Annotated in this window: 18 protein-coding genes; 11 read left to right on the plus strand and 7 right to left on the minus strand. The window is 72.8% G+C overall.

Annotated features, from left to right (window positions below; all coding sequences use genetic code 11):
• Positions 1-55: 55 nt before the first annotated feature.
• The gene (locus tag B0E54_RS15555; protein WP_234584248.1) at positions 56-499 is read right to left on the minus strand and encodes a hypothetical protein; all 444 of its coding nucleotides are present in this window, start codon (positions 497-499) and stop codon (positions 56-58) included.
• A gap of 518 nt (positions 500-1017) precedes the next feature.
• Between B0E54_RS15555 and dxr the strand changes: the two genes are divergently transcribed.
• The 3 genes from dxr to ispG are packed head-to-tail and all read left to right on the plus strand — an operon-like array spanning position 1018 to position 4661.
• Positions 1018-2229: a 1-deoxy-D-xylulose-5-phosphate reductoisomerase gene (dxr, locus tag B0E54_RS15560; RefSeq protein ID WP_234584249.1), complete on the plus strand. Its 1212-nt coding sequence runs from the start codon at positions 1018-1020 to the stop codon at positions 2227-2229.
• Positions 2229-3479 (plus strand): RIP metalloprotease, encoded by a 1251-nt coding sequence (locus tag B0E54_RS15565; RefSeq protein ID WP_234584250.1) that lies wholly within the window; start codon positions 2229-2231, stop codon positions 3477-3479. The genes dxr and B0E54_RS15565 overlap by 1 nt, the downstream gene beginning before the upstream one ends.
• Positions 3480-3488: 9 nt before the next feature.
• On the plus strand, positions 3489-4661 hold the full coding sequence (gene ispG / locus B0E54_RS15570) for a flavodoxin-dependent (E)-4-hydroxy-3-methylbut-2-enyl-diphosphate synthase (protein ID WP_130408231.1): 1173 nt from the start codon (positions 3489-3491) through the stop codon (positions 4659-4661).
• Between the two features lie 63 nt (positions 4662-4724).
• Here the strand turns inward: ispG and B0E54_RS15575 are convergent, their stop codons facing one another.
• Positions 4725-5312, minus strand: coding sequence for a PadR family transcriptional regulator (locus B0E54_RS15575; protein ID WP_234584251.1), 588 nt, complete (start codon positions 5310-5312; stop codon positions 4725-4727).
• Positions 5313-5424: 112 nt separating this feature from the next.
• Between B0E54_RS15575 and B0E54_RS15580 the strand changes: the two genes are divergently transcribed.
• Entirely contained in the window at positions 5425-6648 is a 1224-nt protein-coding gene (locus B0E54_RS15580; protein WP_234584252.1) for an MFS transporter, read from the plus strand.
• 57 nt (positions 6649-6705) lie between these two features.
• The gene (locus B0E54_RS15585; RefSeq protein WP_234584253.1) at positions 6706-7545 is read left to right on the plus strand and encodes a DUF4081 domain-containing GNAT family N-acetyltransferase; all 840 of its coding nucleotides are present in this window, start codon (positions 6706-6708) and stop codon (positions 7543-7545) included.
• Between the two features lie 175 nt (positions 7546-7720).
• Here the strand turns inward: B0E54_RS15585 and B0E54_RS15590 are convergent, their stop codons facing one another.
• Entirely contained in the window at positions 7721-8281 is a 561-nt protein-coding gene (locus B0E54_RS15590) for a hypothetical protein (RefSeq protein WP_234584254.1), read from the minus strand.
• 1068 nt (positions 8282-9349) lie between these two features.
• Here B0E54_RS15590 and B0E54_RS15595 point away from each other — a divergent pair.
• The 4 genes from B0E54_RS15595 to B0E54_RS15610 all read left to right on the plus strand — a co-directional run bounded on the left by B0E54_RS15595 (position 9350) and on the right by B0E54_RS15610 (position 16941).
• Entirely contained in the window at positions 9350-10396 is a 1047-nt protein-coding gene (locus B0E54_RS15595; RefSeq protein ID WP_234584285.1) for an ATP-binding cassette domain-containing protein, read from the plus strand.
• Positions 10393-12627 carry a YhgE/Pip domain-containing protein gene (locus tag B0E54_RS15600; RefSeq protein WP_234584255.1) on the plus strand — a complete coding sequence of 745 codons (2235 nt, stop codon included), beginning with the start codon at positions 10393-10395 and terminating at the stop codon, positions 12625-12627. The genes B0E54_RS15595 and B0E54_RS15600 overlap by 4 nt, the downstream gene beginning before the upstream one ends.
• A 10-nt stretch (positions 12628-12637) precedes the next feature.
• Positions 12638-13231: a TetR/AcrR family transcriptional regulator gene (locus B0E54_RS15605; protein ID WP_234584256.1), complete on the plus strand. Its 594-nt coding sequence runs from the start codon at positions 12638-12640 to the stop codon at positions 13229-13231.
• A gap of 95 nt (positions 13232-13326) precedes the next feature.
• On the plus strand, positions 13327-16941 hold the full coding sequence (locus B0E54_RS15610) for an ABC transporter ATP-binding protein (protein WP_234584257.1): 3615 nt from the start codon (positions 13327-13329) through the stop codon (positions 16939-16941).
• 45 nt (positions 16942-16986) lie between these two features.
• Here B0E54_RS15610 and B0E54_RS15615 read toward each other — a convergent pair whose 3' ends face one another.
• From B0E54_RS15615 to B0E54_RS15630, 4 genes are all read right to left on the minus strand, one after another.
• Positions 16987-18054: an NADH:flavin oxidoreductase/NADH oxidase gene (locus B0E54_RS15615; protein ID WP_234584258.1), complete on the minus strand. Its 1068-nt coding sequence runs from the start codon at positions 18052-18054 to the stop codon at positions 16987-16989.
• A 68-nt stretch (positions 18055-18122) separates the two neighbouring features.
• Positions 18123-19415 carry a dicarboxylate/amino acid:cation symporter gene (locus tag B0E54_RS15620; RefSeq protein WP_234584286.1) on the minus strand — a complete coding sequence of 431 codons (1293 nt, stop codon included), beginning with the start codon at positions 19413-19415 and terminating at the stop codon, positions 18123-18125.
• Positions 19416-19612: 197 nt separating this feature from the next.
• Positions 19613-20281 carry a DUF998 domain-containing protein gene (locus B0E54_RS15625; protein WP_234584259.1) on the minus strand — a complete coding sequence of 223 codons (669 nt, stop codon included), beginning with the start codon at positions 20279-20281 and terminating at the stop codon, positions 19613-19615.
• Positions 20274-21239 (minus strand): glutathione S-transferase family protein, encoded by a 966-nt coding sequence (locus B0E54_RS15630; protein WP_234584260.1) that lies wholly within the window; start codon positions 21237-21239, stop codon positions 20274-20276. Before B0E54_RS15630 ends, B0E54_RS15625 begins: the two co-directional genes overlap by 8 nt.
• Before the next feature lie 107 nt (positions 21240-21346).
• Here B0E54_RS15630 and pcaF point away from each other — a divergent pair, with 107 nt between their 5' ends.
• Both pcaF and B0E54_RS15640 read left to right on the plus strand, forming a co-directional pair.
• Positions 21347-22552 carry a 3-oxoadipyl-CoA thiolase gene (gene pcaF, locus B0E54_RS15635; RefSeq protein WP_234584261.1) on the plus strand — a complete coding sequence of 402 codons (1206 nt, stop codon included), beginning with the start codon at positions 21347-21349 and terminating at the stop codon, positions 22550-22552.
• A 154-nt stretch (positions 22553-22706) separates the two neighbouring features.
• Positions 22707-23519 carry an SAM-dependent methyltransferase gene (locus B0E54_RS15640; protein ID WP_234584262.1) on the plus strand — a complete coding sequence of 271 codons (813 nt, stop codon included), beginning with the start codon at positions 22707-22709 and terminating at the stop codon, positions 23517-23519.
• The last annotated feature ends 2 nt before the right edge of the window (positions 23520-23521 follow it).

The raw sequence follows: 23521 nt of genomic DNA on the forward strand, positions 1-23521 counted from the left end.
GCACCGGACGGAAACTGTCCAAGATCTGCATATGCCCCCTGCTGGCCGGGGCAGGTCAGGCGGTCGGCACCGGCGCCAGGGCCGCCGCGAGGGCCTCGGCGTTCTTCTTGTCCACCCGGGGGAAGGTCAACGTGACGCCGTCTCCCGCGTCGCCGAAGGCGAGACGCAGCAGGCTCACGATGCCCATCTTCGCCTCGGCGAGCGCGACGTGTTCCCGGGGCACCTCGCCGAGAACGCCGGTGCCGGGCCCGCCGAGGAAGGTCTGCGGCAGGAAGATGAGTCGCCGGTTGGTGAGGACGACGAACTGCTTCTTGGTCCGCGACAGCGCGTGGCCCACCGCCCCGGCACCCGCGGTGATCAGCCCTTGCGAGACGACAGTCCCGAGTCGGCCGGCGGAGAAACTGCCGACCATCGCCCGGGTCGCGGTGACCGGCTGTTCGCCGGGTTGCAGGATCGACGCCACCCGTTCGAACGCGCGCGCCTGAAGTTTCTGGTTCATGTGGTCCCCTCCGTGTTTGACCGTGACCGCCGCTGATGCTTACGGAGTAGGACACCCTGGGCCATCCGACGATCAGACGCATGATCATGACGGTCGGGCATGGACGGCGTCACCTTCACCCCCTCGGCCTGGGCCGCCTTCATCGAGTTCACGGTGGTCAGCCGACCCTCGCGATGACCACGATCTACGGCTGATCGCTGGCGGAGTCGGTGTGCGATCCGCTGTACGAGTTGACCGAGGGGGAGTACAGCCCGCCGCTGCGGCCGGAACGCGGTTCGTCATGCGGGAGCCGTTCGAGTTCTCCATCGATCCGGCCGACCTGCTGGGCGAGGAGGCGGCACCCGACGGGTCGGGCGAACAGGGTGAGGCTCGCGCGCCCGTGATCGACACGAGTTCGGCGAGGTGGGGGTGTCCGGGGATTCGGATCCCGCGAGGTCGGCGATGTGGTGTCGATCAAGGGCGCGGGGAGGGCTGAGGCTCCCAGCGGGCGTACAGCGGCGGTGGGGGAGAATGGGCTCGTGACTTCCCCCCGCGACCTTGTTCTGCTCGGGTCCACCGGTTCGATCGGCACGCAGGCCATCGACATCGTCCGGCGCAACCCGGACCGGTTCCGGGTGGTGGCGCTCGGCGCCGGCGGCGGCAACGTCGAGCTGCTCGCCGCGCAGGCCCTCGAACTGGGCGTCGAGGCGGTCGGGGTGGCCAAGGCGTCCGCCGCGCAGGACCTGCAACTGGCGTTCTACGCGGAGGCGAGCCGGCGGGGCTGGGCCACCGGCGACTTCAAACTTCCCAAGATCGTGGCCGGGCCGGACGCCATGACCGAGTTGGCGCAGTGGCCGTGCGACGTCGTGCTCAACGGGGTGGTCGGCTCGCTGGGCCTCGCTCCTACGCTGGCCGCTCTGCGCGGTGGTCGTACTCTCGCGTTGGCCAACAAGGAGTCGCTCGTGGCCGGCGGCCCGCTGGTCAAGGCCGCGGTGACGCGGCCGGGGCAGATCGTGCCTGTCGACTCGGAGCATTCGGCGCTGGCCCAGTGTCTGCGCTCCGGGGCGCGCGGCGAGGTGCGGCGGCTGATCGTCACGGCCAGCGGCGGCCCGTTCCGGGGGCGGCGGCGCGACGAGCTGACGCAGGTCACACCGGAGCAGGCGCTCGCGCACCCGACCTGGAACATGGGGCCGGTCGTCACGATCAACTCGGCGACGATGGTCAACAAGGCCCTTGAGGTGATCGAGGCGCACGAGTTGTTCGACGTGCCGTACGCCGACATCACGGTGATGGTGCACCCCCAGTCGGTGATCCACTCGATGGTCGAGTTCGTCGACGGGTCGACGATCGCCCAGGCCAGCCCACCGGACATGCGGCTGCCGATCGCGCTGGGCATCGGCTGGCCGGACCGGGTGCCCGAGGCCGCCACCGCCGTCGACTGGACGGCTTCGCACACCTGGGAGTTCGCGCCGCTGGACGATCAGGCGTTCCCGGCCGTCGCGCTGGCCAAGGCCGCCGGGGAGGCCGGACGCTGCCGCCCGGCGATCTACAACGCGGCGAACGAGGAGTGCGTGGCGGCTTTCGTGGCGGGTCGGCTGCCGTTCCTCGGCATCGTCGACACCCTGGAGCGCGTGCTGGAGGACGCTCCGGACTTCGCCGAACCAGGTACCGTCGGGGACGTGCTCGCGGCCGAATCGTGGGCGCGCGCGCACGCGCAGGAGATCATCGCGGGTTCGGTGGAAGGAGCTTGATGTCGTACCTGCTCGGGGTGGTCCTCTTCGCCCTGGCCATCCTCGTCTCGGTGAGTCTGCACGAAGCGGGGCACCTGCTCACCGCCAAGATGTTCGGGATGAAGGTGACGAAGTACTTCGTCGGCTTCGGCCCCACCATCTGGTCGTTCCAGCGGGGTGAGACCGAGTACGGCCTCAAGGGCATCCCGCTCGGCGGCTTCTGCAAGATCGTCGGGATGACTCCGCAGGACGACGACGTCGAGCCGGGCGACGAGTCGCGGGTGATGTGGCGCTACCCGGTCTGGAAGCGGACGATCGTGATGGCCGCCGGCTCGATCACGCACTTCGCGCTCGCGCTGATCACCATCTGGATCCTCGCCGTCTCCGCCGGCCTGCCCAACCCGGACTTCCCGACCACCGACGCGCAGGCCCGCCAGGAGCCCGCGGTCATCCAGCTCAGCGACTGCGTGGTGCCGGAGAACGCGGTGCGGGCGTGCACCCCCGCCGACGCGGCCAGCCCGGCCGCCCAGGCACAGCTGCGCGACGGCGACCGGATCACCTCGATCAACGGCACCCCGATCGCCAACTACGGCGACCTGCTGACCACCCTGCGCAGTCTCAAGCCGGGCGACACCACGCGGATCGAGTACGTCCGCGACGGGCAGGCGGGCAGCACCAGCACGGTGCTCGCGCAGACCCAGCGGCCGCCCCTGGACGACCCGAAGGGCGCCGCCGCGCCGGTGGCCGCGCTCGGCGTCGGTCTCGTGCCCAGCACCCCCACCCGCGTGACGTACGGGCCGGGGGCCGCCTTCGGGGCCACCGCCGACTTCACCGGTCAACTCGCCGTCGGCACCGCGCAGGCGTTGCAGCGCATCCCGCAGAAGGTCCCCGCCCTGTGGACCGCCCTCACCGGCGGCGAGCGGGACGTGGACACCCCGATCAGCGTCGTCGGCGCCAGCCGGCTCGGCGGGGAGGCCGTGCAGAACAACGCCTGGCTGGTCTTCTTCATGCTCTTCGTGTCGCTGAACTTCTTCATCGGGGTGTTCAACCTGCTTCCGCTCCTCCCGGTGGACGGCGGCCACATCGCCATCGCCTGGTTCGAACGGGTCCGCTCCTGGGTCTACGCCCGGATCGGCCGGGCCGACCCGGGCCGGGTCGACTACCTCAAACTGATGCCCTTCACGTACGCGGTGATCCTGATCGGCGGCGCGTTCACGCTGCTCACCATCGCCGCGGACGTCGTCAACCCGATCACGCTCTTCTCAAGGTGAGTGCCTGAAGTGACCGCTATCAGTCTCGGTATGCCCGCCGTGCCGCCCCCGCCGCTCGCTCCCCGTCGGGCCAGCCGCCAGATCATGGTCGGTTCGGTGCCCGTCGGCGGCGGTGCGCCGGTGTCCGTGCAGTCGATGACCACGACCCTCACCTCCGACGTCAACGCGACCCTTCAGCAGATCGCCGAGCTGACCGCGTCCGGCTGCCAGATCGTCCGGGTGGCGGTGCCGTCGCAGGACGACGTCGAGGCGCTGCCCGCGATCGCCAAGAAGTCGCAGATCCCGGTGATCGCCGACATCCACTTCCAGCCCAAGTACGTCTTCGCCGCGATCGACGCGGGCTGCGCGGCCGTCCGGGTCAACCCGGGCAACATCCGCCAGTTCGACGACAAGGTCAAGGAGATCGCCCGTGCCGCCGGGGACGCCGGGGTGCCGATCCGGATCGGCGTCAACGCGGGCTCGTTGGACAAGCGGCTGCTGAGCAAGTACGGCAAGGCCACCGCCGAGGCGCTCGTCGAGTCGGCGCTGTGGGAGTGCTCGCTGTTCGAGGAGCACGGCTTCCGCGACATCAAGATCTCGGTCAAGCACAACGACCCGGTCGTGATGATCCGCGCGTACCGGCAGCTCGCCGAGCAGTGCGACTACCCGCTGCACCTCGGTGTCACCGAGGCCGGGCCGGCCTTCCAGGGCACCATCAAGTCGGCTGTCGCCTTCGGCGCCCTGCTCGCCGAGGGCATCGGCGACACCATCCGGGTGTCGCTGTCCGCCCCGCCGGTCGAGGAGATCAAGGTCGGCAACCAGATCCTGGAGTCCCTCGGCCTGCGCGAGCGCGGTCTGGAGATCGTCTCCTGCCCGTCCTGCGGGCGGGCCCAGGTGGACGTCTACAAGCTCGCCGAGGAGGTCACCGCCGGCCTGGAAGGGCTGCCGGTGCCGCTGCGGGTCGCCGTCATGGGCTGCGTCGTCAACGGTCCGGGCGAGGCCCGCGAGGCCGACCTCGGCGTCGCCTCCGGCAACGGCAAGGGCCAGATCTTCGTCAAGGGCCAGGTCGTCAAGACGGTGCCCGAGGCGCAGATCGTGGAGACGCTGATCGAGGAGGCGCTGCGCATCGCCGACGAGATGGGCGCCGAGCTTCCCGAGGAGCTGCGTGGGCTGGTCACCGGCCCGACCGTCACCGTGCACTGAGTCGGTTCGAAGAATGCGGGCCGTTCCCCCTCGGGGAGCGGCCCGCATTCGTTCCGGCGCATCTCACTCGGATTCGGCGAGGATCGCGTACAGCTTGCGCCGGGTCTCGTCGAGCACCTGGGCGGCCCGCTCACGCTGGTCGTCGGTGCCGTTCATCATCACCTGACGCAGGGCGTTCATCGCCTGCGCGCCGGAGTCGCGGATGTCGTGCCAGCTGCTCACGGTGCCCTGGGCGACGTCCGCCCAGGCCGGGCTCTCCGCAGCCGCGGTGGCCTCCGCCTGCCCGGCCTCGGTGACCGTGAACCGCTTGCGCCCACCGCTGGACTCCTCGGTGCTGGCGGCGATCACACCCTCGTCCTCCAGGAGCTGGAGCGTGGGGTAGATCGAACCCGGGCTGGGCCGCCATGCGCCGCCGGTGCGGGAGTCAATCTCCTGGATCATCTCGTAGCCGTGCATCGGCCGTTCGGTGAGCAGGGCCAACACCGCGCCCCGGACGTTGGGGCGTCGGCCCCTGCCCCGCCCGCGACCGCGTCCGCCCCAGGGGCCGCCGTGCTCGTGGCCGTGGCCGTGCGGGCCGGGCGGGACCGGCGGGAAGCCGAACCCCCGCATCCGGGCCTCGTGCATCGGGTGGTGCTGTCGATGGAACCTCATGGGGTTCTTCCTTTCCTCGTACTGTCGCTGATGCATCAACGATATATCGGCAATGCATCGCCGACAAGCCGCTATTTACAAACCGTACGTACGTCTTGTTAAGGTGTCGGGCATGCGCCTGCTCCCACCACCCGGCCCGGCCCGGATCCTCACCCTCGGCACCCTGGTCAAGACCGTCGGGCGGGGCCTCTGGCTGGTCGCCAGCGCGCTCTTCCTCACCCGCTCGGTCGGCCTCTCGGCCACCCAGGTCGGCGTCGGGCTGACCATCTCGGCACTCGTCGGCGTGCTCGCGAGCGCGCCCAGCGGCTACCTGGCCGACCGCGTCGGGCCGCGCGGCGCACAGGTCGGCGGCCTGATCGCGGCCGGCATCCTGACCGCCGGGCTGGTCACCGTCCGCTCGTTCGCCGCCTTCCTGCTGGTCGGCGCCGCCACGGCGCTCGCCGACGCCGTCGAGCGCGGCGCCCGGGGAGCGCTCATCGCCGGCGCGATCCCACCCGACCAGCGGGTGCACACCCGCGCCTACCTGCGGGCCACCACCAACGTCGGGATCTCCGTCGGCGCCGTCCTCGGCGGCTTCGCCATCGCCGCCGACACCCGCGCCGGCTACCTCACGCTGATCCTGACCACGGCTGTGGCGTCGCTGGCCGCAGCGGCGATCTCCGTCCGGCTGCCCACCGTCGCACCCGTCGCCGCCCCGACGCGGGGACCCCGGCTGGTCGCCCTACGGGACCGCCCGTTCCTCGCCTTCACCCTGCTCGACGGGCTGATGTCCATGCACTTCAGCCTGCTCACCCTCGCCCTGCCGTTGTGGATCGCCGGGCACACCACGGCGCCGGCCTGGATGATCTCGGTGCTGACGCTGGTCAACACCGCACTCGTGGTGCTCCTGCAGGTACGCGCCGCACGCAGCGCCGTCACCCTGCCCGGGGCCGCCCGCGCGTCCCGCCGGGCGGGAGTCGTCATCGCGCTCGCCTGCGTACTCTTCGCCGCCAGCGGCGCGCTGCCCACTCCGGGCGCCATCGGCCTGCTCTGCTGCGGGTCGCTGGCGCACGTGATCGGCGAGCTGTGGCACTCCGCCGCCGGATGGGGGATCTCCTTCGGGCTGGCGCCCGCCGAGGCGCAGGGGCAGTACCAGGGGACGTACGGCATGGGCTACGAACTGGGCAAGATGCTCGCGCCCGTCGTGGTGACCAGCCTCGCCCTCGGTTGGGGCGTACCGGGATGGCTCACACTCGGCGCGCTGTTCCTCCTGCTCGGTGCCCTGGTGCCCCCGGTCGTCCGGTGGGCCGGCCGGACCCGCCCACCCAGCCCGGTCGCCGAGCCACTGACCGTCTGACGGCGGGCTCGCCACTCGGCCGGCGGGGCGGGGGGTCGATCTGGCAGGCTGGTAGTCGTGCTGACGGTGCCGGTACGGCAACTGGGGGAATCGGAGCGCCGCGCGGTCGAGCGCCTCCTCGACCGTGACCCGTTCGCGGGCGCGCAGGTCGCGGAGCGCATCGCCGCGCGCGGGCTCTCCTGGTGGCGGGCCGAAGGGCGGATCCTGGGGTACGGCGCCCGCCGCAACCTCGAATCGCTGTGCTGGCTCGGTGGCAACCTGACACCGGTGCTCGCCAACGACGCAGCCGTGTCCGCCTTCGCCGACCTGCTCGCGGGGGAGGAACGACTCTGCTCGTCAATCGTCGGCCGCGCCGACGCCGTCCTCGGCCTCTGGGACCGGCTCTCCGGAACGTGGGGCCCAGCCCGCGACGTCCGCCCCAACCAGCCGCTGCTGGCCACCGACACACTGCCGGCAGTACCGGCCGACCCAGAGGTACGCCGCGTCCGCTCCGGCGAGGTCGACAGGCTCTTTCCGGCTGCCGTCGCCATGTACACCGAGGAGGTCGGTGTCTCCCCGCTCGCCGAGGACGCCGGCCGCAGCTACCGCCGCAGAGTCAACGACCTGGTCCGCGCCGGTCGCGCGTACGCCCGCTTCGTCGACGGCAAGGTCGTGTTCAAAGCCGAGCTGGCCGTGGTGACCAAACGGACCGCCCAGGTCCAGGGCGTCTGGGTCGCGCCGGAGTGGCGGGGCCGCGGCATCGCCGCCGGCGCGATGGCCGCCGTCGTACGCGACGCGCTGCTCCGGGTCGCCCCCACGGTCAGCCTGTACGTCAACGACTTCAACCTGCCGGCCCGCAGGGTGTACGAGCGCTGCGGCTTCCAGCCCGTCGGCACGCTCGCCACCGTCCTCTTCTGATCGACCAGCGCTCGCGCCTTCAGATCTTGGACAGTTTCCGTCAGCTGGTGACGGGAACTGTCCAAGATCTCTCTCGGGCACGACGATGGCCGGCACCCCGGTTTCGGGGTGCCGGCGGGGTATGCCGATGGCCGGCGCCCGTTGTCGGGTGCCGGCCATCGGTCGGTGCGGTGGGTCAGCTGTTCCAGTGCTGGGCGACGAGGTCGGTGGCCTGCTGCTGCCACTGGGCGTACGCGTCGGGGTAGGCCGAGACCTGCACGGTCTGGGCGGCGTCGGTCAGCGGCATGTCCTGCCAGCCGTCAACCTGCTTGAGGCCCTTGAGGAACGCGGTCGTGGAGTACTCCGGGTTGGTGATCTGCTCCGGCGTGCCCCAACCACTGGTCGGGCGCTGCTGGAACAGGCCCAGCGAGTCGTGGTCGTTGGCGTCGCCGAGGTGACCCAGGTTCTCCAGCTTCGACTCCTGCAGGCTCGTCGCGATCGAGATGACCGCGGCGCGCTCGGGCAGGCCGGCCTTCTTCGTGGCGGCGATGATCGCCTTGACGTTGCCGGTCTGCTCACCGTTGAGGTCGATGTGCGACTGCGCGCCCTGCGGCTTCGCCGCCACGGTGTGCACGGCGGCGGCGGTGGGCTTGGCGTCGACGGGGTTGGCGTGCGCGGCGATCGGGCCGGCGAAGACACCACCGGCGAACGCGAGACCGGCAACAGACAGCATGCTCTTGCGGAAGATCGTGTTCATGGGGGTAGCTCCTTCGGGGGTAGGAACACCACACACACCACCAGCGGGGGTCGGTGACGTGGGGTGTGAGCACCTCGTCCGGCGCTGCACAAAACAAGGGGAAAAGTTTGGGGGCCTGCGAGCCGGGGGCTCGCGGCGCGGCGACCTTGCGAGCGGGGCTCGTGGCGCCGGGACCGTGTGTAACGACCCGCGGTCCGGGGTCATTCCCGGCGGCCCGCGAGGGGGCTCGCGGTGCCGGACCCGGTGTAACGACCGGCCTGCCGGGGCCATTCCCGGGGCGGCCCGCGAGGGGGCTCGCCGCGCCGGACCGTGTGTAACGGCCGGCTGTCCGGGGTCATTCCCGGCGGCTCGCGAGCGGGGCTCGCGGGGCCCGGACCGTGTGTAACGGCCGCCGGGGCTGGGGTCATTCCCGGGCCCTCGCCGGGGCCCCGGGGCGGGGCCACGGGTTGTTCGGGTGGTCTGCGACGACCCGGCCCGACCGGCCATTTCCCACCCGGTCGAGCGGGCGGGGGCGGGCCGTGGTCCTGCGATCGTCAGGGTATGTAACGACCCCCGGCCCGCCACGATTCCAGCCCACGGATGCGACCGGTCACCACCCAACCACCGCCCAGAAACGGACATCCCGCCTATTCGACACAACGGACACGGCTGGCGGGGTGTAACTGGGTGGTGATCGACTCGGGTTCGCCGATATCGGGGTGTCCGGGACCGGTTGATACCCCGATTTCGCCGATCTCGTGTTGATCACCGCCCAGGCCACCCCCTAGCGACCTCGTAGGGGCGGACATCTCGCCCATTCGAGGCAGCGGACGTGGCCGACGCGGGGGCTTCCGGGTGGCGATCGACTCGGGTTCGCCGATGTCGGGGTGTCCGGGGCGGGTTGATACCCCGATTTCGCCGATCTCGCGTCGATCAAGGCCGGAGTGGTGGGGTCCGGCTCGGTGGCGCCATCCACGCTTCCGTGATGACGGGGATCACGCGTCCCGGACGGGCGGAAACCGGCCATCGTGCCTAGGCTGGGCCATGTTTTTAGACTGACCAGTCAGTACAGTGATCGGGGTGGGCGTGATGGTGGTCGAGGCGAGGGGTCTTGGCCTGCGTACCTCTCGGGGGTGGGTTTTCCGGGGTGTCGACCTTGCGGTGGACGCGGGTGAGCTGCACGCGATCGTCGGGGTGCCCGGCAGCGGACGGACCTCTCTGCTCCTCGCCCTGGCGAACCGCTTCCCCACGAGCGAAGGCCAGTTGGAGCTCCGTGCGGCTGCGGCGCTCGGTCACGTGGCCGGGGTGCACGAGCCCGACCCGGAGTTGACGGTCGCCGAGCACATCTCGGAACGACTGTCGCTGCTCGGGCGGCGAGCTGACCGTGCCGGGCCCATGGCCCTTCGTGGCGGTGCGGCAGGCAAGTTCCCGGCTGCCGAGTTCGCCGACGCTGCCGAAGCCGAAGCCGAAGCCGAAGCCGAAGCCGAAGCCGAAGCCGAAGCCGAAGCCGAAGCCCAGGGCCAAGCCCAAGCCCAAGCCGAACCCGAAGGCCAAGCCCAAGCCCAAGGCCAAGCCGAAGCCCAGGGCCAAGGCCAAGCCGAAGCCCAGGGCCAGGGCCAGGGCCAAGCCCAAGCCCAAGGCCAAGGCCAAGCCGACGCCGAAGGCCAGGCCGACGGCCGAGGCGGGCGCGACCGACTGTCGACGGGCCGGCGAGGGTTCTTCGGCACGGTGGGCGGTCGACCGACTGGCAGACGCGGGTCGCCGAGGCAGGGCCGGCGGGACGCGGTCGCCGCCGTGATCGAGGGCGCCGGACTGGGCACTGTCATCCCGCTCGACCCGGCCAGCCGGGGACGGGACCTGACGCCGGTGCAGCGCCAGATGCTCGGGCTGGTGCTCGCCACCCTCGCGGGGCCGGGGCTGATCCTCGCCGACGACGTCGACGCGGGCACGGATGGTGCGGACCGTGCCCTGCTCTGGGACCTTCTCGGTCGGCTGACCGAGCGGGGCATCGCGGTGGTGGTGACCGCGCGCGACGTGGAACCGCATCTGCCGTCGATCGTGCACCGACTGGGCCCACCCACAACCGTCGTCGCCGTCGGGACCGCCACCGACCAGGACACCGAGGGGAACCGATGAGCGTCGTCCGACTGGCCTGGTTCGAGCTGCGCCGGATGACCCGGGGGCGGCTGCCGCGCACCGCGCTGGCCGTGCTGACCGTCGTGCCGCTGCTCTACGGGGCGCTCTACCTCTACGCCTTCTGGGATCCGTACGGAAAGATGGACCGGATTCCGGTCGCCCTGGTGAACGCCGACCGGCCGGCGACGGCAAGCGACGGGTCGGTGGTGCACGCCGGGCAGGACCTGACCGACGAGCTGATCGACCGTCGAGTGTTCGGCTGGCAGGTCACCGACGCCGACGATGCCGACGCGGGGCTGCGCAGCGGCCGGTACCACCTGGTGTTCTCCATTCCGGCGAACTTCTCGGCGACGCTCGCCGCGAGCCCCGACCCCGGCCAGCCGGCCCAGCGGGGCAAGCTGAAGGTGGTCAACGACGACGCCACCAACTACCTGTCGGGGCTGCTCGCCCGCTCGGCGTTCAGCGAGATCCGGGCCGCCGCGTCCGAGAGCGCCGCGTCGGACTACTTCTCCCGGATGCTTGTGGGCTTCACCGATGCCAAGGCCGAGACTCATCGGGCCGCAGACGGCGCCGGTCAGCTCGCCGACGGGCTGGGCAGCTCGAAGGAGGGCGCTGGTCGTATCGCCGACGGGTTGGACAGCTCGGCCGACGGCGCCGGGCAGGTCGCCGACGGGTTGGACAGGTCCGCGGCCGGGGCGGGCCGGCTCTCAGCCGGCCTGGACGCGAGCACCCGGGGTGCCGACGAGTTGGCCACCGGGTTGGACCAGCTGCGAACCGGCGCCGCGCAGCTCGCCGACGGCACCGCGCGCGCCGCGACGGCGACCCGCGCGGTGGCCAGCAAGGTGGACGGTGCGGCCTCGACCATCGAGCCGGTGCTGCGGGAGAACGCCGAGCGGATCGAGCGGTCGGCCACGGCCATCGCCGACGGGGCGCAGGCGCTCTCCGACGGCCTGGACGCGCTGCCGCAGCGGGCGCGGAAGGCCCAGACCCAGGCCCAGGTGGTGTGCGATCGGCTCGACGCCCTGGTCGCCGCGCACCCGGAGCTGGCCGACGATCCGACAGTCGTCGCCGCCCGTACGGCAGCGGCGGCAGGGGTCGAGGCGGCGCGGGCTGTCGTCGACGGTCTCGACCAGGCCGACCTGACCGCGCTGCGCGAGCGGATGACCGCGGTGGCCGCCACGGCCCGGCAGATCGCCGCCGCGGCGCCGCACCTGGCCGACGACGTGGCCGCCGCACGCGCCAAGGTCGACGAGCTGGCAGCCGGGCTGGGCACCCTCGCCGACGGCAGTGCCCAACTGCGCGACGGTCTCGGCGACGCGGCGACCGGGGCCGAGCAGCTGCGCGGCGGGCTGTTCCGCCTGGCCACCGGGGCCCGCGAGCTGGACGGCGGGCTCGACCGGCTCAGCACCGGCGGCGACCGGCTCGCCGACGGCCTGATCCGGCTGGAGAGCGGCGCCGGCGAGTTGGCCTCCGGGCTGACCCGGCTGGGCGGCGGGGCCGGCGACCTCGCCGACGGCCTGGCCGACGGCGAGAAGAAGATCCCGGGGTACGACGACGCGGACGTCCGGTCGGGCATCCTCGGCGATCCGGTGTCCCTGGACCGTTCGGCCCGCCACCCGGCCGGCTCGTACGGGGTCGGCTTCGCGCCGTACTTTCTCGGTCTGGCGCTCTGGGTCGGCGCGATGATCACGTACATGCTGCTGCGGCCGGTCAACCGGCGGCACGTCATGTCCGGCGCTCCCGCCTGGCGGGTCGCGCTGGCCGGCTGGTTGCCCGCCGCAGCGGTCGGGTTGGCCCAGGCCGGGGTGCTCTTCACAGTGGTGACGCTGGTGCTGGGGCTGGACCCGGTGCGTCCCGCCGTGACGCTGGGTCTGCTGGCGCTGGTCTCGCTCGCCTTCACCGCGATCATGCAGTGGCTGGGGGCGCAGCTCGGCCCCGCCGGGCGGCTCGCCGCGCTGGCCCTGTTGATGCTTCAGCTCACGTCGTCGGGCGGCACCTACCCCGTCCAGACCTCGCCCGGCTTCTTCCAGGCGATCCACAGCTGGTTGCCGATGAGCTACGTGGTGGCGGGGCTGCGGCACACCATCAACGGCGGCCCGGCCGGCCCGGTGGTGACGGCGGTGCTCGTGCTGCTCGGCTTCACGGCGGCGGCGCTGGCCCTGACCGCCGCCGCGGCCCGTCGCTCACGCCGGCTCACCCCGGCGAAGCTGCATCCCGATCTGACCATGTGAGGATGGGCCGGTGACGGACGGACGGTCGAGACGGCGGGAGGACACCCGTCAGCGGCTCTTCGTCGCCGCGGTGGACCTCATCGCCGAGCGCGGCTTCTCCGCGACCACCGTGGACGACATCGCGGCCCGGGCCGGTGTCGCGAAGGGCACGGTCTACTACAACTTCGAGTCCAAGACGGTGCTCTTCGAGGAGTTGTTGCGCCACGGCATCGGCCTGCTCACCGCCGAGTTCCGGGCGGCGGTCGCCGGGCAGCCGCCGCGCGCCGCGCTGGCGGCCCTGGTCCGCGCCGAACTGGAGTACATCCGCCGGTACCGGGCCTTCGCCCAACTGCTGCTGTCGGAGATGTGGCGGACCAACCGGGAGTGGCAGCAGACGTTGCGGCTGCTGCGCGGCGAGGCGATCGAGGTGATCGCCGAGACCGTACGGGCCGGGGTGGACAGCGGGGACCTGCCGGCCGATCTGGACGTGCCCACCGCCTCCTCGGCGCTGTTCGGGGTGGGTCTGGTGGTGGCCGTGGACTGGCTGGTGTTCCAGCCCGACCGGCCCATCGCCGACGTGCAGGAGGCGCTGCTCGGCATCGTGCGCCGGGTCGCCCAGACCTGACCGCAGGGCCTGCTCAGGGCGGGTAATTCGGTTGAGTCGACGGGTCTGCTGCCGGCACGCTGGGTGTTCCGCCACCCACGTCCGGAGGAACTCCGATGCGCCTGCTCCGTGATCTGTGGGGCACCTCGCCGCGCCGTCTGACGCTCGTCGCCGTCCTGATCGTGCTCGGCGCGGCCGGTCAGGCGGGCGCGTCGGCGCTCGCCGGCGCGGTGCTCGTACACCGGTCGACGAGTTCCTTCGCGGTCCTGGCCGCGGCGCTGGCCGCCGTGGTCCTCAGCGATCTCGTGGTGAGCCTGTTGATGGCCGGGCTCACCGCCGACTGGTCCGCGGACGTCCGTCGGCGGCTCTGCCGGGTCGCGTTCGGGCAGGACCTGCCGAGCCTCGAGACCACGCCGGTGGGGGAGCTGCTCGACCGCATCGACGGGGACGTGTACCAGGTGGCGTCGGCGGTGCGTAACCAGGGCTCGCGCCTCGCCCAGGGGCTCTGCGTCGGCCTGCTGTCGATGGTGGTGGCGCTGGCCGTGTGGTGGCCGGCCGGGGTAGCGATGCTGCTGCTCACGGTGCTGCTGGGGGTGGGGCTGCGCCGGCCCACGGCGCGGATCGGCCCCGCCCGGATGGTCGAGGAGGAGGCCTGGTCGGACCTGGCCGCCGTGATGGAGGAGGCGGTGCACGGTCAGGACGACGTGCGGACCAGCCTGGCCCAGCCGTACGTGCTGCGGCTGTACGCCCGGCGGGCCGCCACCGTGCTGTCCCGCGGCAACCGGGTCTGGACGCTGTCCGCCCGGGTGGCGACTGTCGCCACCGCGACGATCCGGGTCGGCGTCGGCGGGGTGGTGCTCGGCGGGGCCTGGGCCCTGGCCACCGGCCGGGTCGACGCCGCCAGGCTCACCGCGATCTGGCTGCTCGCCCTGGCCTTCGGGGCCACCGCCGAACACGTCAGCCGGATGGTGCCCGAACTCCAGGAGGCCCTCGGCGCGTGGGCCCGGGTGCAGCTGCTCCAGAAGGCCCGGCAGGAGCCGGTCGGCGGGGTCAGCCCGACCGAGGGTGACCTGCGCATCCGGGACCTGACGTTCGGCTACGAGGTGAGCGGCCCGGAGAGCGGGCGGGGTCCGGCCCTGCGCGGGCTCAGCCTGACCTTCGCGCGCGGCCGGTCGTACGCCCTGATCGGGCGGACCGGGTCGGGCAAGTCGACACTGGCGAAGGTGCTCACCCGGGCCGTGGACGTGCCGCCCGGCACCGTGTTCCTCGGCGACACCGACCTGTGCGACCTCGACGTCGAAGAGCTGCGCCGCTGGGTGGCGCTGGTGCCGCAGCGCACCGAGATCCTGGCCGGCACGCTCGCCGAGAACGTCGCGCTCTACGACCCGGAGCTGCTCGACGCCGCTGCCCGGGCGTTGGACGAGCTGGGCCTGGCCGGCTGGATCGCCGAGCTGCCCGACGGGCTGGCGACCCGGCTGGGGGAGGGCGGGCACGTGCTCTCCGCCGGCCAGGAGCAGTTGGTGGCGTTCGCCCGGATCCTGGTGCGCGATCCGCACGTGGTGATCCTCGACGAGGCCACCGCCCGGCTGGACCCGGTGACCGAGGCGCGGGTGCAGCGGGCCACCGAACGGCTGCTGCGCGACCGGATCGGCATCGTCATCGCCCACCGGCTCTCCTCGGTGCGTCGCTGCGACGAGGTGGTGGTGCTGGCCGACGGCGCGGTGGTCGAGGCCGGCCCGCTGGAGACGTCGACGCGCTTCGCCGAGCTGCTGGCGACCAGCCACGCCGCCGTGTACGCCGGCGGGTCGTCGACGTTCCGGTCCGGCGGCGGCACCGACCTGTTGACCGGTCCGGACGCCGCCGGCACCGACCTGTTGACCGGTCCGGATGCCGCCGGCACCGACCTGTTGACCGGTCCGAATGCCGCCGGCACCGACCTGTTGAGCGGCTCCGGGACGCCCGGCACCCGCTCGGGCGCTGGTCCGGTCGACCCGGCGGTGACGGGTGAGCCGGGGCCGGCGGGGCGGGCCGAGCCGCCGCCGTTGCCACCGACCCCGCCCGCGCGCACCTTCCGGGAGATCATCCGGCTCTGCACCAACGACCCCCGGTACGGCGCGGCGGCGATCGTGCTGTTCCTCGGGCTCAGTCTGCTCGGCCTGGACGGCCCGCTGCTGCCGTGGCTCTGGGCCGACCTGGTCGACGGGACCGGCAGCCCGTACCTGCCGGCGCTGGGCATCGTGACCGGGCTGCTGATCACCCTGCCGCTGCCGTACTACACGCACGTCTGGTTCCCGCACTGGTGGGTGCGGCAGATGCTGCGGATCGGCCTGCGTCTGGTGCACGGCCAGACCGGCCCGCGCCGGGTCAGCTCGCACACCCCGGCCGAGGTCGTGGCGCAGGGCGGGGACACCGAGCGCGTGGTGCAACTCGCCGACAACGTGCTCGACCAGGCGGTCGCGCTGGTCCTGGTGGTCGCCATGACCGCGGTCACCGGCAGCGTCGTACCGGGGCTGTTCTTCCTCGGCACGATGGTCGTCTCCGGACTGGCCGCGACGTTGTTCGGCCCGAAGCTGGAGCGGGCGGCCCGGGCGACGGTGACGGCGCGGGCGGCGTTCGCCACCGCCCTGGTCTCCGCGCTCTCCGCGGCGCGGACGGTGAAGCTCGCCGGTGCCACGGCGGCGGTGCTGCGTCACCTCGCGGTCCTGGACGCGCTGCGCAGTGACCGGCAGCGACGGGAGATCTCGGTCCAGGTGTGGTCGCGGTCGACGCCGTCGGTGGCCAGTGGCCTGCTGCCGATCGGCGCGTGGGCCCTCTACCTGGGCGGCGAGCTGTCGGCCGGCGCGGTGCTGGTGGCCGTGTCCACGCTTGGCGCGGCCCGCTGGTTCGCCTGGACCACCGCGTCGTTGATCTCCCAGCTGCCGTCGGCACGGGTGTGGACGCGCCGGACGGTGGCGATGACGGGCGTGGGCGCGTACACGGCGGCGGTGCCGGCGGTCGACCTGGCCGCCGGGACCGCGCCCGCGCCGACGTCGCCGCCCCGCAACCCGCTGCGCCGGTTGGAGCTGCGCCGCTTCTCGGTGGTGCACTCCGACGGCACGGTCGCCGTCCGGGACGTGGACCTGACGGTGCAGCGCGGGCAGTTGGTGCTGGTCGTGGGGCCGGTCGGGTCGGGCAAGTCCTCGCTGCTGCGGGCGCTGGCCGGCATCGTGCACCACACCGGCGAGCTGTCGTGGAACGGCGACCCGGTCACCGAGCCCGAGCTGTTCCTGCGTCCCAACCAGGTCGGCTACGTCGGCCAGTTGCCCCGGGTGCTCTCCGGCACGGTGGCCGACAACATCGCGCTCGGCCACCAGGTGGACGCGGCCGGCGCGGTCAGCACCGCCCAGCTCGACCACGACCTGGCCGCCGCCGGCGGTGGGCTGGGTCTGCTGATCGGGCACAAGGGCACCCGGCTCTCCGGCGGCCAGCTTCAGCGGCTGGCGCTGGCCCGGGCGCTCGCACCGCGTACCGAACTGCTGGTCGCCGACGACGTGTCGTCGGCGCTGGACGTCACCACCGAGCTGGCGCTGTGGCGGGCGCTGCGGGCGCACGGGGTGACAGTTGTCGGGTCGACCGCGAAGCGTGCCGCGCTGGTCCGCGCCGACCACGTGGTGGTGCTGCACGCCGGGGCGGTGGCGGCGCAGGGCACCTGGCAGGAGCTGGAGGGCGACTGGTCGCACCTGGCCGGCTGACGGTCGGGCGGCTGCCGGTGACGGCAGCCGCCCGACCGGCGGGAATCACCAGGCGCGGGCGTACTGGGCGGGCCCGCTGTACGCGACGCCGAGCTTCGCTGCGGCGCGGCGCGGCCAGTACGGGTCGCGCAGCAGTTCCCGGCCGAGCAGCACCAGGTCGGCCTCGCCGTTGGCGACGATCTGCTCGGCGTGCTCCGGCTCGACGATCAGGCCTACCGCGCCGGTCGGCACGCCCGCCTCGCGGCGGATCTGGGCGGCCAGCGGCACCTGGTAGCCGGGGCCGAGCGGGATGCGCTGGTCGGTGCTGACGCCGCCGGAGGAGGTGTCGACCAGGTCGACGCCGACGCCGGCCAGCTCACCGGCGAGCACCACGCTGTCCTCGACGGTCCAGCCGCCCTCGACCCAGTCGGTGGCGGAGATCCGGGTCAGCACCGGCACGCTCTCACCGACCGCGGCGCGCACCGCGCGTGCGACCTCCAGGGTGAGCCGCATCCGGGCGGCCCGATCGCCGCCGTAGGAGTCGGTGCGGTGGTTGGTCAGCGGCGACAGGAACTCGTTGAGCAGGTAACCGTGCGCGGCGTGGATCTCCACGGCGGCGAAACCGGCGGCGAGCGCCCGCTCGGCCCCGGCGGCGAACGCGTCAATCAGGTTGGCGATGCCCGCCGCGTCGAGGGCGGTCGGCGTCCGGTAGCCGGGAGTGAACGGCTCGGCGCCGGGGGCGACGGGCGTCCAACCGCCCTCGGCGTCCGGCACCCCGCCGCGCTCCGGCGCCCACGGCCGGTAGGTGGAGGCCTTGAAACCGGCGTGCGCGAGCTGGATGGCCGGCACCGCGCCGTGGGCGGCGACGAACGCGGTCACCGGTCGCCAGGCGTCCACGTGCGCGTCGGACCACAGCCCGGTGTCCTGCGGAGAGATCCGACCCTCGGGGAGTACGGCGGTCGCCTCGGTCAGCACCAGCCCGGCCCCGCCGACCGCGCGGCTGCCCAGGTGGATGAGGTGCCAGTCGGTGGGCAGGCCGTCCGGTCCGGCCGAGTACTGGCACATGGGCGCCACGGCGATCCGGTTGGGCAGGGTGACGCCGCGCAGGGCCAGGGGAGTGAACAGGGAGCTCATGTGGTCATCCTCTCCGGAACGGCGACGGGCCCCCGGGAGAGGGGGCCCGTCGTCGTGCGGTGAACGGGTCAGGCAGGGACGGGGCTGAGCTCGGGCCGGGTCTCGGCTACCGGCTCCGGCTCGGTCAGGTCGCGTCGACCGGCGGACTCGTACGCGGCCCGGTCGAGGGTGCCCTCGCGGGCGGCGACAACTGTCGGCACGAGCGCCTGCCCGGCCACGTTGGTGGCGGTGCGGATCATGTCCAGGATCGGGTCGATGGCGAGCAGCAGGCCGGCGCCGGCCAGCGGCAGACCCAGCGTGCTCAGGGTGAGGGTGAGCATGACGATCGCCCCGGTCAGGCCGGCGGTGGCCGCCGAGCCGACCACCGAGACGAACGCGATGAGCAGGTAGTCGGTGACGCCGAGCTGCACGCCGAACACCTGCGCCACGAAGATCGCGGCGAGGGCCGGGTAGATCGCGGCGCAGCCGTCCATCTTCGTGGTGGCACCGAACGGCACCGCGAACGAGGCGTACTCGCGGGGGACGCCGAGCCGCTCGACGGAGCGCTGGGTCACCGGCATGGTGCCCACCGAGGAGCGGGACACGAAGGCCAGCTCGATGGCGGGCCACGCGCCGGCGAAGAAGCGCAGCGGGTTGAGCCGGCCGGCGAGGATCAGCACCAGCGGGTAGACCACGAACAGCACGATGGCGCAGCCGACGTAGACGGCGGTGGTGAACTTCGCGAGGGGCGCCAGCAGGTCCCAGCCGTACGAGGCGACGGCGTTGCCGATCAGGCCGAGGGTGCCGATCGGGGCGAGCCGGATGACCCACCACAGGGCCTTCTGCACGATTTCCAGCAGTGAGCGGTTCAGCGCCACGAAGGGCTCGGCGGCGTCGCCGACCAGCAGGGCGGCGGCACCGACCACGAGGGCGAGGAAGACGATCTGGAGGACGTTGCCCTCGACGAACGCGCCGACCGGGTTGGTGGGCACGATGCCGGTGAGGAAGTCGGTCCAGGAGCCGGTGTTCTTGGGCGGGGTCGCGCCACCCACGTCGAGGCTCACGCCGCGGCCCGGGTTGACGAGCAGGCCGAGGCCGATGCCGATGCTCACCGCGATCAGCGCGGTGATGCCGAACCACATCAGGGTCTTGAGCGCGAGCCGGGCGGCGTTGGCCACGCCGCGCAGGCTGACCACGCTGACCACGATGGCGGTGAAGACCAGGGGCGGCACGGCCAGCTTGAGGAGCTGGATGAAGAGGCTGCCGACGGTGTGCAGGGTGCTGGTCAGCCAGCTCAGGTCGTTGCTGCGGGCCAGGAAGCCGAGGGCGACGCCGAGCACGAGGCCGAGGAGGATCTGCACGGAGAAGGGAATCTTGCGCAGGCCGAAGGGCATGAGGTGTCCAATTGTCTGATCTGGTCGGGGTAGGCGCGTGGAGGGCGGCTACGCCGGACAGATGCCGCTGGCCTGCAGTCGGAGATCGACATACAGGCGAACGGTGAGGCCCCAGACATTGGTCATCGCTCGCCGACGATACGCCGATCGGCGCGGTCTGCAAGGCACGATGGCCGTGACGCTCCTTACAAGCCCCGTTCGCGGCGGGTCAGGGCCAGGGCCGTGCCGGTTGCCGCGCCCCACAGCACCGCGAGCCCGAGAACCAGCCGCTCCACCACGCCGACCAGGGCGCCCCGGCCGACCACGAGCATGGCCAACCCGATCGTCGCGCACAGCGGCAGGGCGAGCACGGCAGTGCCGGCCGCCAAGCGGCGGACCATCGCCCCGGCCGGCCCGGACACGGCGAGCGCGACCATGGCGAGGACCACCGCAGCCGTCGCCGCGATGCTCGCGCCCCCGTGCACCAGGTCGGCCACCGTGGTCCGCTCGAACGGCGGCAGTGGGCAGCCGGCGGAGCAGGTCACCGCCCCGGACACCGCGGTGAGCACCGCGCCGGTGGCGAGCAGCGCCGGCGCCACCCGGACCCCGGGAGGCAGCGCCGCGGCGATCAGCAGCAACGCGCCGGCCAGGGCGAGAACCCCGATCCGGTACGTCACGGCGTGCGCGCTGCCGGCGATGCCCGCCTCGCTCACGTACCCGGTCAGACCGGGACCGGGACCGGCGACGACCGCGACAGTCACCGCGACCGCGCCGGCCACCGCGCAGCCGGCGGCGGCGGACCCGGCGACCCGGCGGGCGACGTCCCCGCGGGCGGCGGGTGCCGTCGCGGTGCCGGCCCGCCCCGGCTCAGCCACGCCCGTGCGGCGTCGTCCAACCGGACTCGTCGGGGCCCAGGGGCACGATGCCTGTCGGGTTGATCTCCCGATGGGTCCCGTAGTAGTGCCGCTTGATGTGGTCGAAGTCCACCGTCTCGCCGAAGCCCGGCGTCTGGAACAGGTCCCGGGCGTACGCCCAGAGCACCGGCATCTCGGTCAGCTTGCTGCGGTTGCACTTGAAGTGCCCGTGGTACGCGGCGTCGAAGCGCACCAGCGTGGTGAACATCCGCACGTCGGCCTCGGTGATCGTGTCGCCCATCAGGTAGCGCTGCCCGGCCAGGCGTTCGGACAGCGCGTCCAGCCGGGCGAAGAGCGCCCGGAACGCCTCGTCGTACGCCTCCTGCGAGGTGGCGAACCCGCACCGGTAGACGCCGTTGTTGACGTCGTGGTGGATCTCGGCCATCAGCGCGTCCATCTCCGGGCGCAGCGCGACCGGGTACAGGTCGGGTGCGCCGGGCGCGTGCAGCGGCTGCCACTCGGTGGAGAAGTCGAGGGTGAGCTGCGGGTAGTCGTTGGTGACCACCCGGCCGGTAAGCGTGTCGACAAGCGCCGGCACGGTCACCCGGCCGTTGTAGTCCGCGTCGGTGGCCAGGTACGCCTCGGAGAGGAAGCTGACACCGAGGACGGGGTCGAAGCCGTCCGGGTCGAGGGCGAACGCCCAGCCGCGTTCGTCCCGGATCGGGTCGACGGTGCCCAGCGAGATCGCGTCGTCCAGCCCGAGCAGGCCGCGCACGATCCTCGCCCGGTGCGCCCACGGGCAGGCGCGGCACCAGATCAGCCGGTACCGGCCGGCCTCCAGCGGCCAGCGGTCCTGCTCGTCCGGGCCGCCACCCGGCGGGGAGGTCGAGTCGGCGGTGACCCGACCGGTGAACCGGTTGGGCTGGCGGACGAATGCGCCACCACGGCTGGTCTCTGCGCTGAACTGGGCCCGGGCCATGCCGCCAACCTATCCGCTGTGCGCGTGGATATCCTGGCGGCTGGGGAGTCCCCTGCGACCCGGTGGACGCCCGCACCCCCGCCCTTCCCACCCCCGAAGGACTCGCGATGACCGTGGCATACCTGGTGGCCGGTGTCCGTACCCCCATCGGCCGGTACGCCGGCGCGCTGGCCGGCGTCCGCCCCGACGACCTGGCCGCACACGTGATCCGCGAGCTGGTCGCCCGGCACCCGTCGGTGGACTGGGCCCGCGTCGACGACGTCGTACTCGGCTGCGCCAACCAGGCCGGCGAGGACAACCGCAACGTGGCCCGGATGGCGGCGCTGCTAGCCGGCCTGCCCGAGGAGGTGCCGGGCAGCACGGTCAACCGGCTCTGCGGCTCCGGCCTGGACGCCCTCGCCATCGCCGCCCGGTCCATCGTGGCCGGCGAGACGGACCTGGTGGTCGCCGGCGGGGTGGAGAGCATGAGCCGGGCGCCGTTCGTCGTACCGAAGGCGACCTCGGCGTACTCCCGCTCGGCCGAGATGTACGACACGACCCTGGGCTGGCGGCTGGTCAACCCGTTGATGCGGGACGGCTGGGGAGTCGACTCGATGCCGGAGACGGCGGAGAACGTGGCCGCCGAGTACGGCGTCGGCCGGGCCGAGCAGGACGCGTTCGCGTACCGCTCGCAGCAGCGCGCCGCCAAGGCGCAGGCCGACGGCCGGTTCGCCGAGGAGATCGTGCCGGTGTCCGTGCCCGCCGGTCGCCGCGAGACCCGACTGGTCGAGGTCGACGAGCACCCCCGGGAGACGTCGCTGGAGAAACTGGCCGCCCTGCCCACCCCGTTCCGCGACGGCGGCACGGTGACCGCCGGCAACTCCTCGGGCGTCAACGACGGCGCGGTCGCGCTGCTGGTGGCCAGTGAGGCGGCGGTGCGACGGTACGGCCTCACCCCGCTGGCCCGCATCGGCGGCGCGGCGACGGCCGGCGTACCGCCGCGGATCATGGGAATCGGCCCGGTGCCGGCCACCCGCAAGCTGCTCGACCGGGTGGGCGTGGAGCTGGGCGCGGTCGACGTCGTCGAGCTGAACGAGGCGTTCGCCGCGCAGTCCGTGGCGGTGCTGCGCGAGCTGGGGTTGCCCGTCGACGCCGAGCACGTCAACCCGAACGGTGGCGCGATCGCGCTCGGGCATCCGCTGGGCGCCAGCGGCGCGCGGCTGGCGCTGACCGCCGCCCTGGAGCTGCGCCGTCGCGGAGGCCGCCGGGCCCTCGCCACCATGTGCATCGGCGTCGGGCAGGGCATCTCGCTGCTGCTGGAGTCGGCCGCCTGAGCGCGGAAAGTTACGTGAAGGGATCTCCCGTACGTGGGAGTCGGCGGCCTAGAGTGGTCCACACCACACGACCCGCGGGGTCGGCCGGCGGTCGCGCGCGCTCGTCGACGCCGGTGCCGCCTCGCGCCGCGGCGACGAACTGGGGAGCACACCGATGCCGGACGCACTGCCGACCGAGATTGACCTGACCAGGCCGAGCGCGGCCCGGGTGTACGACTACTTCCTGGGCGGGGCGCACAACTTCGAGGTCGACCGGCAGCTGGCCGAGCAGATCGCCAGCATGACCCCGAATCTCGCCGCCACCATGCGCTCCGGTCGGGAGTTCCTGCGCCGCGCCGTCCGGGTGCTGCTCGACGCCGGCATCGACCAGTTCCTCGACATCGGCTCCGGCATCCCGACCGTCGGCAACGTGCACGAGGTGGCCCAGGCGGCCAACCCGAAGGCCCGGGTGGTCTACGTCGACATCGACCCGGTGGCCGTCGCGCACAGCCGTGAACTGCTCGCCGGCAACGACCTGACCGGGGTGATCCACGCCGACCTGCGCGAGCCGGAGCGGATCCTCGCCGAGACCCGGCGGCTCGGGCTGATCGACTTCAGTCGACCGATGGGCATCCTGCTGGCCGGGGTGGTGCACTTCATCCCGGACGCCGACGGTCCCGAGGAGATCCTGTCCACCCTGCGGGCCGCCGCCGCGCCCGGCAGCTTCCTGGTCATCTCGCACTCCACCTTCGAGGACCAGCCGCAGGAGATGCTGGACGCCCAGCGCCTCTCCGCCCGGACGGCAACCGAGATCACCCTGCGCTCCCGCGCGCAGGTCACCGGCTTCTTCGGCGACTGGACGGTGCTCGAACCGGGCGTGGTGCACATGCCACTGTGGCGTCCCGACTCGCCGGCCGACGTGGACGAGCACCCCGAGCGGTTCGGCGCCTTCGGGGGCGTGGCCCGGTACGACCAGCCCGCCGGCTGATC

It is taken from the genome of Micromonospora sp. MH99, from assembly GCF_021442385.1.
Lineage (GTDB): Bacteria > Actinomycetota > Actinomycetes > Mycobacteriales > Micromonosporaceae > Micromonospora.

Coding starts and splice junctions, on each gene's coding strand:
- B0E54_RS15555 (WP_234584248.1), bottom strand. CDS start 499: ATGAACCAGAAACTTCAGGCGCGCGCGTTCGAACGGGTGGCGTCGATC.
- B0E54_RS15565 (WP_234584250.1), top strand. CDS start 2,229: ATGTCGTACCTGCTCGGGGTGGTCCTCTTCGCCCTGGCCATCCTCGTC.
- B0E54_RS15575 (WP_234584251.1), bottom strand. CDS start 5,312: ATGAGGTTCCATCGACAGCACCACCCGATGCACGAGGCCCGGATGCGG.
- B0E54_RS15580 (WP_234584252.1), top strand. CDS start 5,425: ATGCGCCTGCTCCCACCACCCGGCCCGGCCCGGATCCTCACCCTCGGC.
- B0E54_RS15590 (WP_234584254.1), bottom strand. CDS start 8,281: ATGAACACGATCTTCCGCAAGAGCATGCTGTCTGTTGCCGGTCTCGCG.
- B0E54_RS15595 (WP_234584285.1), top strand. CDS start 9,350: ATGGTGGTCGAGGCGAGGGGTCTTGGCCTGCGTACCTCTCGGGGGTGG.
- B0E54_RS15600 (WP_234584255.1), top strand. CDS start 10,393: ATGAGCGTCGTCCGACTGGCCTGGTTCGAGCTGCGCCGGATGACCCGG.
- B0E54_RS15610 (WP_234584257.1), top strand. CDS start 13,327: ATGCGCCTGCTCCGTGATCTGTGGGGCACCTCGCCGCGCCGTCTGACG.
- B0E54_RS15615 (WP_234584258.1), bottom strand. CDS start 18,054: ATGAGCTCCCTGTTCACTCCCCTGGCCCTGCGCGGCGTCACCCTGCCC.
- B0E54_RS15630 (WP_234584260.1), bottom strand. CDS start 21,239: ATGGCCCGGGCCCAGTTCAGCGCAGAGACCAGCCGTGGTGGCGCATTC.
- pcaF (WP_234584261.1), top strand. CDS start 21,347: ATGACCGTGGCATACCTGGTGGCCGGTGTCCGTACCCCCATCGGCCGG.
- B0E54_RS15640 (WP_234584262.1), top strand. CDS start 22,707: ATGCCGGACGCACTGCCGACCGAGATTGACCTGACCAGGCCGAGCGCG.